Source organism: Bacteroides sp. (assembly GCF_052357945.1).
Taxonomy (GTDB): Bacteria; Bacteroidota; Bacteroidia; order Bacteroidales; family Bacteroidaceae; genus Bacteroides.
In genome coordinates this window covers 1-14464 of the sequence record NZ_DAWCXD010000053.1, presented here as the reverse complement: position 1 = coordinate 14464, position 14464 = coordinate 1, and the positions used below count along the sequence as shown (strand labels likewise).

At 43.2% G+C, this 14464-nt stretch carries 12 protein-coding genes and 1 tRNA gene; 6 read left to right on the top strand and 7 right to left on the bottom strand.

Going from position 1 to position 14464, the window contains the following annotated elements:
- Nucleotides 1-19 precede the first annotated feature (19 nt).
- The 3 genes from ACT8YW_RS11550 (at nt 20) to ACT8YW_RS11540 (ending at nt 6386) form a co-directional block, all read left to right on the top strand.
- Nucleotides 20-3106 (top strand): glycoside hydrolase family 2 TIM barrel-domain containing protein, encoded by a 3087-nt coding sequence (locus ACT8YW_RS11550; RefSeq protein ID WP_444105017.1) that lies wholly within the window; start codon nt 20-22, stop codon nt 3104-3106.
- 144 nt (nt 3107-3250) lie between these two features.
- The gene (locus ACT8YW_RS11545; RefSeq protein ID WP_444105015.1) at nt 3251-5068 is read left to right on the top strand and encodes an alpha-L-fucosidase; all 1818 of its coding nucleotides are present in this window, start codon (nt 3251-3253) and stop codon (nt 5066-5068) included.
- Nucleotides 5069-5210: 142 nt separating this feature from the next.
- The gene (locus tag ACT8YW_RS11540) at nt 5211-6386 is read left to right on the top strand and encodes a mechanosensitive ion channel family protein (RefSeq protein ID WP_004311434.1); all 1176 of its coding nucleotides are present in this window, start codon (nt 5211-5213) and stop codon (nt 6384-6386) included.
- A gap of 295 nt (nt 6387-6681) precedes the next feature.
- Here ACT8YW_RS11540 and ACT8YW_RS11535 read toward each other — a convergent pair whose 3' ends face one another.
- Complete coding sequence (locus ACT8YW_RS11535) at nt 6682-7881, bottom strand: endonuclease/exonuclease/phosphatase family protein (RefSeq protein WP_444105013.1); 1200 nt, start codon at nt 7879-7881, stop codon at nt 6682-6684.
- Entirely contained in the window at nt 7862-9322 is a 1461-nt protein-coding gene (locus tag ACT8YW_RS11530) for an aminoacyl-histidine dipeptidase (protein WP_444105011.1), read from the bottom strand. The genes ACT8YW_RS11535 and ACT8YW_RS11530 overlap by 20 nt, the downstream gene beginning before the upstream one ends.
- 133 nt (nt 9323-9455) lie before the next feature.
- Here ACT8YW_RS11530 and ACT8YW_RS11525 point away from each other — a divergent pair, with 133 nt between their 5' ends.
- Nucleotides 9456-9689, top strand: a complete 234-nt coding sequence (locus ACT8YW_RS11525) for a hypothetical protein (protein WP_004300805.1) — start codon at nt 9456-9458, stop codon at nt 9687-9689.
- 27 nt (nt 9690-9716) lie between these two features.
- Complete coding sequence (locus ACT8YW_RS11520; RefSeq protein WP_004300804.1) at nt 9717-10319, top strand: OmpH family outer membrane protein; 603 nt, start codon at nt 9717-9719, stop codon at nt 10317-10319.
- A 100-nt stretch (nt 10320-10419) separates the two neighbouring features.
- On the opposite strand, the gene ACT8YW_RS11515 is transcribed toward ACT8YW_RS11520, so the two are convergent.
- Complete coding sequence (locus ACT8YW_RS11515; protein ID WP_032845444.1) at nt 10420-10761, bottom strand: hypothetical protein; 342 nt, start codon at nt 10759-10761, stop codon at nt 10420-10422.
- Nucleotides 10762-10764: 3 nt separating this feature from the next.
- Complete coding sequence (locus ACT8YW_RS11510) at nt 10765-11061, bottom strand: FtsB family cell division protein (protein ID WP_004300802.1); 297 nt, start codon at nt 11059-11061, stop codon at nt 10765-10767.
- Between the two features lie 156 nt (nt 11062-11217).
- Here ACT8YW_RS11510 and ACT8YW_RS11505 point away from each other — a divergent pair, with 156 nt between their 5' ends.
- The gene (locus ACT8YW_RS11505) at nt 11218-13083 is read left to right on the top strand and encodes a DNA polymerase III subunit gamma/tau (RefSeq protein WP_444105008.1); all 1866 of its coding nucleotides are present in this window, start codon (nt 11218-11220) and stop codon (nt 13081-13083) included.
- On the opposite strand, the gene ACT8YW_RS11500 is transcribed toward ACT8YW_RS11505, so the two are convergent.
- The 3 genes from ACT8YW_RS11500 to ACT8YW_RS11490 all read right to left on the bottom strand — a co-directional run bounded on the left by ACT8YW_RS11500 (nt 13075) and on the right by ACT8YW_RS11490 (nt 14004).
- Nucleotides 13075-13452, bottom strand: a complete 378-nt coding sequence (locus ACT8YW_RS11500) for a VOC family protein (protein ID WP_444105006.1) — start codon at nt 13450-13452, stop codon at nt 13075-13077. The genes ACT8YW_RS11505 and ACT8YW_RS11500 overlap by 9 nt on opposite strands.
- Before the next feature lies 1 nt (nt 13453).
- Nucleotides 13454-13687: a PspC domain-containing protein gene (locus ACT8YW_RS11495; protein WP_444105004.1), complete on the bottom strand. Its 234-nt coding sequence runs from the start codon at nt 13685-13687 to the stop codon at nt 13454-13456.
- Between the two features lie 242 nt (nt 13688-13929).
- Nucleotides 13930-14004, bottom strand: a tRNA-His gene (locus ACT8YW_RS11490).
- Nucleotides 14005-14464 lie beyond the last annotated feature (460 nt).

The window sequence follows — 14464 nt, the reverse complement described above, 5'->3', positions numbered from 1 at the left end:
ATAAACCAATTATGATGACATGCTTATGAATATTAGCTTAAAGAAACGAACTCTTTTAGTTCTATTGTCAGGACTGACTGCTACTTTCACTTTAGCGCAGCAACAACCGTTGCCCGAATGGCAAAGCCAGTATGCGGTGGGACTGAACAAACTCGCTCCTCACACATACGTATGGCCTTACGCCAACGCTTCCGACATTGAAAAGCCGGGAGGGTATGAACAGTCTCCTTTTTATATGAGTCTCAATGGAAAGTGGAAATTCCATTGGGTGAAGAATCCCGATAATCGTCCGAAGGACTTTTACCAACCTTCTTATTATACAGGAGGATGGGCGGATATCAATGTGCCCGGTAACTGGGAACGCCAGGGGTATGGCACGGCTATCTATGTCAACGAAACGTATGAGTTTGATGATAAAATGTTCAACTTCAAGAAGAATCCGCCGCTGGTGCCTTATGCAGAGAATGAAGTCGGCTCCTACCGACGTACCTTCAAAGTGCCTGCCGACTGGAAAGGACGCAGGGTAGTACTGTGTTGTGAAGGAGTCATTTCTTTCTATTATGTATGGGTGAATGGAAAATTACTTGGCTATAATCAGGGATCAAAGACGGCTGCCGAATGGGATATTACAGATGTCCTCAATGAAGGCGAAAATGTGGTTGCTTTGGAAGTGTATCGCTGGAGTTCGGGTGCTTATCTGGAATGTCAGGATATGTGGCGTTTGAGTGGTATCGAACGTGACGTGTATCTTTACAGTACTCCCAAACAGTACATTGCGGATTATAAACTGAATGCCTCTTTAGAAAAAGAGAAATACAAAGATGGTATTTTCGGACTTGAAGTGACCGTAGAGGGACATTCTGCTATATCTGGAGCTACTTCTATTGCTTATACCCTGAAAGACGCCGATGGTAAAGCTGTCCTGCAGGATGCTATCCGGATAAAATCCCGCGGATTGAGCAATTTTATCACGTTTGATGAAAAGAATATTCCCGATGTAAAGGCTTGGAGTGCAGAGCATCCTCATCTTTACACATTAATACTCGAACTGAAGGATGAACAAGGCAAGGTAACCGAACTGACTGGTTGTGAAGTCGGCTTCCGTACCTCGGAAATCAAAGACGGACGTTTCTGTATCAACGGCGTTCCGGTATTGGTGAAGGGAACCAACCGACACGAGCATTCTCAACTGGGACGTACCGTGAGCAAGGAGCTGATGGAACTGGACATCAAACTGATGAAGCAGCACAATATCAACATGGTGCGTAACTCGCATTATCCTACACATCCTTACTGGTATCAACTTTGCGACCGTTACGGTTTGTACATGATTGATGAGGCAAACATCGAATCTCACGGAATGGGATATGGTCCTGCTTCCCTAGCCAAGGATAGTACCTGGCTGACTGCACACATGGATCGCACTCACCGGATGTATGAACGTTCTAAGAATCACCCGGCTATCGTTATCTGGTCATTGGGAAATGAAGCAGGAAACGGAATTAACTTCGAACGTACTTATGACTGGCTGAAATCGGTAGAGAAAACTCGCCCTGTACAGTATGAACGTGCCGAATTGAACTATAATACGGATATTTACTGTCGTATGTACCACAGTGTAGACGATATCAAAGCATACGTAAAAGAGAAAGACATCTACCGCCCTTTCATTCTTTGTGAATATCTTCATGCGATGGGAAACAGTTGCGGCGGACTGAAAGAATACTGGGACGTATTTGAAAACAATCCGATGGCACAAGGTGGCTGCGTTTGGGACTGGGTGGATCAGTCATTCCGCGAAATAGACAAGAACGGTAAATGGTACTGGACGTATGGCGGTGATTACGGACCGGAAGGAATTCCAAGTTTCGGAAACTTCTGCTGTAACGGTTTGGTGGGCGCCAACCGTGAACCGCACCCGCATTTGCTCGAAGTAAAGAAAGTATATCAGAACATAAAAGTAACGCTGGCGAATCAGAAAAATCTGACTATTCGTGTCAAGAACTGGTATGATTTCTCTAACTTGAATGAGTATGTACTGAATTGGAATGTGACGGCAGATAATGGCAAGATTTTGGCGGAAGGTACAAAAACGGTTGATTGTGCACCGCACGCTACTGTTGATGTTACTTTGGGTGCTGTAAAACTTCCGAATACAGTCCGTGAGGCTTATTTGAATATCAGCTGGACCCGTCGTGAAGCTTCTTCAATGATAGATAAGGATTGGGAGGTGGCATACGACCAGTTTGTATTTGCCGGTAATAAGAACTACACAGGCTACCGTCCGCAAAAAGCAGGTGAAACGACTTTCACCGTTGATAAGCAAACAGGCGCGCTGACTTCATTGAACCTGAACGGCAAAGAATTATTGGCTACTCCGCTGACATTGAGCCTTTACCGCCCGGCAACGGATAATGACAACCGGGATAAGAACGGCGCACGCTTGTGGCGTGATGCGGGATTGGATTGTCTGACCCAGAAAGTAGTGTCATTGAAGGAAAGTAAGACTTCGACCACTGCCCGTGTAGAAATTCTAAATGCAAAAACGCAAAGGGTAGGAATTGCTGACTTTGTTTATTCACTGGATAGAAACGGTGCACTGAAAGTACATACAACTTTCCAACCCGACACGACCATCGTGAAATCAATGGCACGCTTGGGATTGACGTTCCGTGTGTCGAACGCCTACGATCAGGTTTCTTACTTGGGACGTGGAGATAATGAAACCTATATTGACCGCAATCAGTCCGGTAAAATCGGTGTATATCAGACCACACCGGAACGGATGTTCCACTATTATGTTGCTCCGCAATCTACAGGCAACCGCACCGATGTACGTTGGGTGAAGTTGGCAGATACTTCTGGCGAAGGTATCTTTGTTGAGTCGGATCGTGCTTTCCAGTTTAGTATCATTCCTTTCTCGGATGTATTATTAGAGAAGGTCCGCCATATCAATGAACTGGAACGCGATGGATTGCTGACAGTGCATCTGGATGCTGAACAGGCAGGTGTGGGAACGGCTACTTGTGGTCCCGGAGTATTACCGCAATACTTGGTTCCATTAAAGAAACAGAGTTTTGAATTTACCCTTTATCCGGTGAAATAGATACTAAATCAATAGGTTATTTAGATTATATATAAAGGTGGGGGTTACACTGATTGGATGGAATGTCGTAAGAAAATATTCCATGAGAATCGTGAAATCTGCACCTTTATTTTATCTTTGTACGATTGCAATAATTAATAGACCATGAATAAACTACTAACCTCTCTTTTATTGTCTGTTACTCTCATGAGTGGAGCGCAGGCGCAGAAAAAAGAAAATTACTATGTGAAGCATGTTGAATTTCCTCAAAGTGCAACTATCGAACAGAAGGTTGATATGGCAGCGCGTCTGGTACCTACTCCACAGCAATACGCTTGGCAACAAATGGAATTAACAGCTTTCCTTCATTTTGGTATCAACACCTTTACCGGACGTGAATGGGGGGACGGGAAAGAAGATCCCGCGCTCTTTAATCCTTCGGAACTGGATGCTGAACAATGGGTACGTACCCTCAAGGAAGCCGGCTTTAAAATGGTGCTTCTGACTGCAAAACATCACGACGGTTTCTGCCTTTGGCCAACGGCTACTACCAAACATTCCGTGGCCTCTTCTCCCTGGAAAAACGGACAAGGCGATGTAGTGAAAGAACTTCGTGCTGCCTGTGACAAATATGATATGAAGTTTGGAGTATATCTTTCTCCCTGGGACCGGAATGCGGAATGTTATGGAGACTCTCCCCGTTACAATGATTTTTTTATTCGGCAATTGACGGAATTGCTCACCAATTATGGTGAAGTACATGAAGTCTGGTTCGACGGGGCGAATGGAGAAGGTCCGAACGGAAAGAAGCAAGTGTATGACTGGGACGCTTTTTACCAAACCATCCAACGCCTCCAACCCAAAGCTGTGATGGCAATTATGGGGGATGATGTCCGCTGGGTCGGAAACGAGAAAGGAGTAGGCCGTGAAACGGAATGGAACGCAACTGTGTTGACTCCCGGTATATATGCCCGTTCACAAGAGAACAACAAACGTTTGGGCGTTTTCAGTAAAGCAGAGGATTTGGGAAGTCGTAAGATATTGGAGAAAGCTACGGAATTATTCTGGTATCCTTCGGAAGTCGACGTATCTATCCGTCCGGGATGGTTCTATCATGCGGAGGAAGATGGTAAAGTGAAATCTTTGAAGCATTTATCAGATATTTATTTCCAGTCGGTAGGATATAATTCAGTGCTCCTGTTGAATATTCCACCTGACCGGAGGGGACTGATTTATGAAGCTGATATCAAGCGGTTGAAAGAGTTTGCAGATTATCGGCAACAAACGTTTGCTGACAACCGGGTGAAAAACGGAAGAAAATACTGGAGCACTACTTCGGGCGGTGAGGCTGTCTATGCCTTGAAGCCCAAATCGGAAATCAATCTGGTCATGTTGCAGGAAGATATAACGAAAGGGCAGAGGGTAGAGGCTTTTACTGTGGAAGCCTTGACGGATAATGGCTGGAAAGAAGTAGGAAAAGGTACGACGATAGGATATAAACGTATGTTGCGCTTTCCGGCAGTTAATGCCAATAAGCTCCGGGTGAGAATAGACGAGTGCCGGTTGACTGCTTACGTTAGTCAGGTTGCCGCTTATTATGCAGAACCTTTGCAGGAAGAAACAACGAAAGAAGACTGGAATAATTTGCCGCGTTCCGGATGGAAACAGGTTGCTGCTTCTCCATTAACGATTGATTTGGGGAAGACGGTAACATTGAGCAGTTTCACATACGCGCCTTCAAAAGCGGAGGCAAAGCCGACGATGGCATTCCGTTATCAATTCTTTGTAAGCATGGATGGTAAGAGCTGGAAAGAAGTGCCTGCCAGTGGAGAGTTCAGCAATATTATGCATAATCCGTTGCCACAGACGGTTGCTTTCAGTCAGAAAGTACAGGCACGTTTCATTAAACTGGAGGCCACTACACCTGATGCTACCGTTGCTAAAGTAAATATGAATGAAATAGGGGTGATGGTGACTCCCTGATGGAGCCCTCATCGAAAAATGATATGCTTAGAGAGTAGCAGTGGAGACCGGTGTCTTGATTCTTGATAAATCGGATACTAGTCTCTTTTTTTTCTAAACCAAATGAATATTTTACTGTTATTTATAAAAAAAGACAGAAGTTATGTTAGTAGTAGATTTAGGAAAATGGATGAATAAAACCCTCATTAATTGGGGAATAGATCCGGCAGTTGCCGATCGTTTTGATGAGACTATTATGGCTTTACTGATGATAGTGGTTGCTATCGTTTTGAATTATCTTTGCCAGGCAATTCTTATTGGAGGTATGAAACAGTATACGAGACGTAAACCTCATCAATGGAATACATTGTTGATGAAGCGTAGGGTATTTCATAATTTGATTCATACCATCCCGGCTTTTCTGGTTTATTCGTTGTTGCCGATGGCTTTTATCCGTGGAAAAGAGCTGTTGCTGATTTCCCAGAAGGCGTGCGTCATTTATATTATTTTCTCTTTACTATTGGCTATAAATGGGATTCTGTTGATGATAATGGATATCTATGACGGAAGAGAGTCGATGAAAGACCGCCCGATGAAAGGTTTTATCCAAGTGTTGCAGGTGCTTCTTTTCTTTGTTGGCGGGATTGTAATCATTGCTATTATCGTGAATAAGTCTCCGGCTACTTTGTTTGCGGGCTTGGGCGCTTCAGCGGCTATTTTAATGTTAGTATTCAAAGATTCCATATTAGGTTTTGTGGCGGGTATCCAGCTTTCTGCCAACGATATGGTTCGTCCGGGGGACTGGGTGACGCTTCCTTCCGGTGACGCAAATGGCATTGTACAGGAAATAACGCTGAATACAGTCAAGATCCAGAATTTTGATAATACCATTTCCACTATTCCTCCTTATACATTAGTGAGCAGTCCTTTTCAGAATTGGCGGGGAATGACACAGTCGGGAGGACGACGGGTGATGAAGAGTATAACTTTGGATTTGACTACACTTCAATTCTGTACTCCGGAAATGCTGGACCGTTACCGGAAAGAAATTCCATTAATGGCGGATTATCAGCCGGAAGAAGGAGTCGTTCCTACCAATTCTCAAGTGTATAGGGTATATATTGAACGCTATTTGTGTAGTCTGCCTGTGGTCAATCAGGAGTTGGATTTGATTATCAGCCAGAAAGAAGCTACGATGTACGGAGTACCTATTCAGGTTTATTTCTTCTCCCGCAATAAGGTCTGGAAAGAATACGAGCGTATTCAGTCGGATATCTTCGACCATTTGCTGGCAATGGTTCCGAAGTTCGATTTGAAGGTTTATCAGTATTCGGACTAATTCATCATTTGCATCATAGAGGACATGGAGAAATAGAAGTTCGGAACTCTTGTTTGATAATTTAATTTATGAAGCTATGATGAGGCGTTATATTTCTCAAGTATTCTCACTACGATGAGAAAAGATTCTCATTATGATGAGAAATTTTTCTCATGGCGATGAGTATTTTTTCTCATCGTAGTGAGAATAGTCTCTTGTCAGAGTATGCTGTAGCGGCGTTTGTACTTCTCTGATAATGGTTGACTATCTTTATTTGTAATAACCTGATAATTATGGCTACTATCGTTTGCCATAATTAATATACAATCAATTCAAAGTCTGTGTAGATAGGAAGATGGTCACTGATGCCTCCTTGATATTTCATTCCCTTATAAGTGCGGAAAGGTTCTTTGTCACCATATTTTTCGTCGTCTTTCAGTAAAAAAGGGAGAAGGCATACATTTGCTTTTTCTTCGCTGGTGAAAAAGTGACTTAATTGATTTAATAGCGTGCCTGATACAATCAAGTGGTCGAGTAATCCCCATTCACCACGAAATTTGTAAGAACCGAAGTTTTTTGATTTTGCTTTTCGGGCAAGTAGATGATATAGTTTTAGTGAGGAGGGGGTAACTGTTGAGGCGTTGGCGGAGTCGGTTGTTGAAGCTAGGTCATTGGTTTTAACAGGAGGCGCTTCGGCTTTCAGTATTTTCAGAATGGACTGATTCGTCGGGTAATCGTTGAAATCCCCCATGATAATGGCTTGCGGATGAGAACGAATATTCATAATGCTATCGACTTCCGTACGCAGTATGTGAGCTACATATAAACGATAAGGTTCCGATTCTTTGGCTCCACCCGAACGGCTGGGGAAGTGGCAGACAAATACGTCGAGTGTATCTCCCGCCAGTAGAAGCCCGCTGACGTGTAGCAAATCTCTTGTCGGACGGTGCTGCTTAAACGGAGGAATGGAGATGGAACGGGAAGATAATAGTTTGAATAGATCCCGTTGATAAAGCAAGGCTACGTCAATTCCTCTTAAATCAGGGGAGTTGGTCATTACATAACGATAGCTGAGCTCTTTTAAAGGAGAACGACGGGTAAGGTCACGAAGCACTGTATCATTTTCTACTTCACATAATCCAACTAATGCGGGAGGATTCCATTCGCCAATAGCAGTAATTACACGGGCAACATCAGCCAGTTTTTTCTTATATCTGCTATAATTCCAATGACGTATCGCATCGGGAAGATATTCATGATCGTTCTTCAGACTGTCGTGGTGTGTGTCGAACAGGTTTTCTATGTTCCAACTTACAACACGGAAAGAGATTCTTTCTTGTTGAGAGGAGGCTTGTCTGCCGTGAACCTCTTGTGCAATGATATCGGAAGGAGCGAGGAAGCTTACACCTGATAAAATCATAGTAAAAAAGAGTACGATAACAGCTATTCTTTTTTGACTGTTACCATACTCTTCTTTATGTTGACTTATTTGCCCGCTACTTCTTGGCAGGTACATGTGCCAGGATGTCCAACAGGTGTTTCCAGAACTTTTCTACAGTAGGAATAAGCATTCGTTCGTCAGGAGAATGAACACCTGTCAGTGTCGGTCCGAAAGAGATCATATCCAGCGTTGGATATTTATCAAGGAACAGACCACATTCCAATCCTGCATGGATGGCTTTAACTTTCGCATCTACACCAAATAGACGCTTGTAAGATTCAACTGCCACTTCGAGGATAGCCGAGTGCGGATTCGGTTTCCATCCCGGATAACCTTCACCGAACGTAACATTGGCTCCTGCCAGTTGGAATACGGCCCTAACCGTGTTCGCCATATCGTTACGTGCGGATAGTATCGAGCTTCGCTGACTGGTTTCAATGCGGATGACATGATTCGGTTTCATCTTGACAGATGCCAGATTGGTAGACGTTTCCACCAGTCCGGGAATATCCTGGCTCATAGCATATACACCGTGAGGAGCTGCATACAGAGCTTTTAATAAGCGGGTAGTGGTATCCTGGTCGATAGCTATCTTACGGGGAGCTTCCGATTCGAGAACCAACTTTAAGTCAGGTTCTACAACAGATAATTCGTCTTCCATTTCGCTGGTGAAAATATTCAGTTCGGTGCGGACATCATGCTTGGCATCTTCGGGAACTGCACAAATTGCATAAGCCTCGCGGGGAATAGCGTTACGCAGATTACCTCCGTTGATTTCACAAAGGTACAGATCATGTCTGCCAGCCATGCGTGAAAGAAAACGGTTCAGTATTTTGTTGGCATTGCCACGTCCCAGGTGAATATCGCCACCGGAGTGACCGCCTTTCAGCCCTTTCACTTCCACCTTGAAGAAGAAATATCCGGTGGGAACTTCCACTTCCTTATAAGTAAATTCTGCAACGGAGTCAATACCTCCGGCACATCCGATAAAGATTTCCCCTTCATCTTCCGAATCGAGGTTCAGAAGGATGTCACCGCTCATAAAACCTTCTTGTAGGGCAAAAGCTCCGGTAAGCCCCGTTTCTTCGTCTACAGTAAACAGACATTCCAACGGACCATGTTCAATGCTGTCGTCAGCCAGGATAGCCAGCTCGGTAGCTACACCGATACCGTTGTCGGCTCCGAGGGTTGTGCCTTTGGCTTTCAGCCATTCACCGTCAATTTCAGTTTCGATGGGATCGGTGAGGAAGTCATGTTGAACATCGTTATTCTTTTCGCACACCATGTCGATATGCGATTGCAGAACGACGGTTTGAAGATTTTCTTTTCCCGGAGTAGCGGGCTTTTTAATCAATACATTACCGGCTTCGTCCACCTTGGTTTCGAGATTATGTTTTGCTCCGAATGCCTTCAGGTAGGCAATCATTTTCTCTTCCTTCTTCGAAGGGCGTGGCACTTGGCAGATTTCTTCGAAATACTTGAATACGCCAGCCGGCTTTAAGTCTTTTTTTTCCATGCTGTTTCTATTTTATAATAGGAATAGAAGGGTTGTTTTCGCTTCTTCTATTGCTAAATATGGTTAATTTGATTGACTTATCTGAACTCATATCTCATTAAAGCCTATCTTTGCACTCACAAAATTAATAGAAATGGTTGAGACTATACTGATAACTTTGTTAATAGTTGCTATTTCCCTGGTATTATTAGGGGTGAAAGTATTCTTTACGAAGGGTGGGAAGTTCCCGAATGGTCACGTGAGTGGGAATAAAGCGTTGCGTCAGAAAGGAATCGGATGCGCACAGTCGCAAGATCGCGAAGCACAAAAGAAGCCGCGTTTTTCTATTAACGAGTTGGAAAAAGCCTTGAACGATAGTATGAATTAAATTTATTAAAAACAATACTTATTAATTATGAATAGAATGAACTACCTCATGAACGGTTTGGCTGCTCTTGCGTTTATCGTTTTATTTTCACAATGTGCTGGCAAAACTGACAATCAAACTACCAATGCTCCGGCTCAGGCTAATGCCGAACTGTCAGGAATGAAAATTGCCTATGTTGAAATAGATACGCTGCTTGCCAAATACAATTTCTGTATTGACTTGAATGAGGCGATGGTAAAGAAGAGCGAAAACGTTCGTATGACATTGAATCAGAAGGCTACCTCTTTGAACAAGGAAAAGCAAGATTTTCAGAAGAAAGTTGAAAACAATGCTTTCCTGTCACAAGATAGAGCGCAGCAAGAGTACAACCGTCTGGTGAAGTTGGAACAAGATTTGCAAGAGTTGAGCAACAAACTTCAGAATGGTTTGATGGAAGAGAACAACAAGAATAGCTTGCAGTTCCGCGATTCTATCAACGCTTTCCTGAAAGAATATAATAAGACTCACGGATATAGCTTGATCTTCAGCAACACTGGTTTCGATAACCTGCTTTATGCTGACAGCACTTTCAATATTACAAAAGAAATTGTTGACGGGTTGAATGCAAGATATTCACCTGTGAAGAAATAAATGATATAAAACTGTTCCGTTCTTTATAAAAGGACGGAACATTATCGAATTAAAAAAAGTGATGCCTGTTCAAGACTGAAAAGCTATGAACGGGCTTTTTTTATAACCTTTCTTTTTCTTCTTCCTGTGGAATACGGAAAGCGGTGTAAAGTTCGAGGATGGCAGCAACTGTGAGGCAGGCAATCCATTCATTGCCTCGTGTGGTAAACATAAAGGCTCCGGTCAGGATAAGTGCCAGTGCGCCGAATATCTGCTGAACACGCAGGCGTTTCAATGTTTTGCTCTTTCCTTTGACGGGTGTGTTCACTTGTGCCAATGCGATACATCCGGCTCCAACAGTATATATGTAAGGAGCGTATATCCATCCGGTAATAAACACAGCTGCTCCGGTGAGAGCCATTATGGCGCCTGCGGTGAAAAGGGCGGGTACTAATTGTTTCATTCTTTAATCTTCAAAAACGTAAATATCTTCGTTGGGTTTCTTCATCAGATACTTTTCACGGGCGATCTGTTCGATGGCGTCCGGATTGGTACTTATTTCGTTGAGACGTTTGGTGTTCTCTTCGTAATCTGCCCGGTACTTTTCTATCTCTTCTTTCAACTGGCTGATTTCCCGTTCATATCCGAAACGACGAACCAGGCTGTTCTCGTCCAGAAAGCCAATGATAACAGCAAATGCAACGACCGTAATGAGGTACTTGCGTCTGCATATGAAACTCCAGATACTGATTAGTTTACCCATAATTTCTCCTTTTAATATCTGCAAAGATAAAACTAATAACTTAAAAACTTATCGCTTCGGCTTCAAAACTTCTCTCTTTATCCCTTATTACTTATCACTTTTTTTGTGTACATTTGCAGAATAAGCGAAATTTCAAAAACAGAGAGAATCCCGGATATGGAAAACTATATTGTTTCAGCCCGTAAATATCGTCCGTCCACGTTCGAATCGGTGGTGGGACAGCGGGCGTTGACTACTACGCTGAAAAATGCAATTGCTACCCAAAAACTGGCTCATGCTTATTTGTTTTGCGGACCGCGCGGGGTAGGAAAAACGACTTGCGCGCGTATCTTTGCCAAAACCATTAATTGTATGACGCCTACCGCTGACGGAGAGGCTTGCAATCAGTGTGAGTCATGTGTAGCTTTCAACGAACAGCGGTCATATAATATTCACGAACTCGATGCTGCTTCTAATAACTCGGTGGATGACATTCGCCAGTTGGTGGAGCAAGTGCGTATCCCGCCACAGATTGGTAAGTATAAGGTATATATCATCGACGAGGTGCACATGCTCTCGGCATCTGCTTTCAATGCGTTCCTGAAAACGCTGGAAGAACCTCCCCGTCATGCGATTTTTATTCTGGCTACGACGGAGAAGCATAAGATTCTTCCTACCATTCTTTCACGTTGTCAGATTTATGACTTTAACCGGATAAGCGTGGAAGATACGGTGAATCATCTGTCGTATGTTGCTTCGAAAGAAGGAATCACGGCAGAGCCGGAAGCGCTGAACGTGATAGCCATGAAGGCGGACGGTGGTATGCGTGATGCATTGTCTATCTTCGATCAGGTGGTTAGTTTCACCGGAGGAAATATCACCTATAAGAGTGTGATTGATAATCTGAACGTACTTGATTATGAATATTATTTCCGTCTGACGGATTGCTTCCTCGAAAACAAGGTGAGCGACGCATTGTTGCTTTTCAATGATATATTGAATAAAGGTTTTGACGGAAGTCACTTTATTACCGGATTGTCGTCTCATTTCCGTGACTTGTTGGTCGGGAAAGACCCGGTGACATTGCCTTTGCTGGAAGTGGGAGCGAGCATACGCCAACGTTATCAGGAACAGGCGCAGAAATGTCCGTTACCTTTCTTGTACCGGGCTATGAAGCTGTGTAATGAGTGCGATTTGAATTACCGCATCAGCAAAAATAAGCGTTTGCTGGTAGAACTGACCTTGATACAGGTTGCACAGCTTACCACCGAGGGGGATGACGTGAGTGGTGGGCGTGGCCCTAAGAAGACTATAAAACCCGTATTCACTCAGCCTGCCGCAGCACAGCAGCCGCAGGTAGCTTCTGCCACTCAGGTTCAGCAGGCTCCAGTTCATTCGTCTCCGTCTTCAGTTACAACACAGGCTGCTAATGGCATTACTGTCCAGCATCCGCAGGCTTCTGCGGCTGTGCAACCGGGAGCACCGGCTTCTCCTGGTGCGGCTTCGTCTGCTCCGTCACAAGGAGCGGGAGTTGCTCAGACTGCCAAGGAAGAACGAAAAATTCCCGTGATGAAGATGTCCAGCTTGGGGGTATCTATCAAGAATCCGCAGCGTGACCAAGTATCGCAGAATGCGACTACAACTTATGTTCCTAAGGTGCAACAACCGGAAGAGGATTTTATGTTCAATGACCGGGATTTGAATTATTATTGGCAGGAGTATGCCGGCCAGTTGCCGAAAGAACAGGATGCTCTTGCAAAACGTATGCAAATGCTCCGTCCGGCGTTGCTTAACAACTCAACTACTTTTGAAGTGGTGGTTGATAATGAGTTTGCTGCAAAGGATTTTACAGCTTTGATTCCCGAATTGCAGGATTATCTTCGCGGCAGACTGAAGAACAGTAAAGTGATGATGACAGTGCGGGTAAGTGAGGCAACAGAAACAGTACGTCCTGTGGGACGTGTCGAGAAATTCCAGATGATGGCTCAAAAGAATCAGGCATTGATGCAACTGAAAGATGAGTTCGGGCTGGAATTATATTAATGTACTTACTTCTATCAGATTACCATCCGGATCTCTGAAATAAATACTCCGGATGGCACCCTGCACACCTCGACGCTGGACTATACCGACTTCTATTTCTATTCCTTTGGATTCTACTTCGACTTTTATTTCCTCTATGTTTCCTTCTGTCAGTAGACAGATGTCCGCACTTCCGAAAGCAGGATGCTTGGCAGCAGGAAGGAACTGTGCTTTTCCTACGTGAAGATTGATTTTCTGATTACCGAACTTGACGGCAAAGCGTTGGTTGCTTGTATCGGCTTCCATTCCCAGGACTTCTGTGTAGAAATGTAGGCTTTTATCTATATCGGACACCGGTATGACGATATGGTCGATATTCTTGATTTTCATATCAATGTAGGCGTTGATTCATGCGGTCTTCATATTCGTCTGAAGGTTTTCTTCCCGGCATGACAATCCACAAGATAATATATATAATCACTCCGGCGAAAGCAGTGAAGAATGTAGCCAATATATATACTATTCTCAATAAAGTAGCATCCCATCCGAAATATTCGGCTATTCCGGCACATACACCTGCAATCATTCGATTGGAAGAGCAGGTTAATTTCTTTTCATTTTCCATGATATACTATGTTCTTTTAATGCAAATGCTACACAAATATAGAGAATATATTTCGTTTATGGGTTAAACGGAAAGATTTATGTATTATTTGTTAGCATTTTAACTTACTTAATTGGGGGTCAACAATAGACCAACAACAAGGAATATTAGGTAGGATTTAGCATGATTTGCTCTCTAAGATGCCTATTTCCTGAAAGCAGAAAACCCTTATAAGTATTTAACTTACAAGGGTTTTTGTTGGGTGGAAGACCGGACTCGAACCGGCGACATTCAGAACCACAATCTGACGCTCTAACCAACTGAACACCCTTATTTCCTGTAAATTAATTCTCGTACTGTAGACTAATTAGGAAACTATTAGGAAACCATTAGTCTACATTACAAATGTACAAATATATTCTGAATATCTATATGTGATTTGTTAAATTTGAACTCAACCTTTCATAAATAGTGGTATTATATAAATATATTCTGCAATAAAAGGTAGTATTGATAATGTTATGATAGTTCTCGACATTCAATAATAGCTTAATCACTAATTCCTTGTTTACAGCCTTACAAACTTTGAAATAGTGGTATTTGAATATGCCTGTCCTGCAATCTTTAAGACTTCGCTCTATGTATTATGTTCTTCCCCTGCTTCTTAGTACCTTTACTGTCAGATGATTCAATTACCAACCTATTTATTGCTACACAAATATGCAAGTAATACCAAAGAGGAATAACACAATTCACTATTTACCACAAGAGATTAGAGAGACTAGATTAACAGAGGTC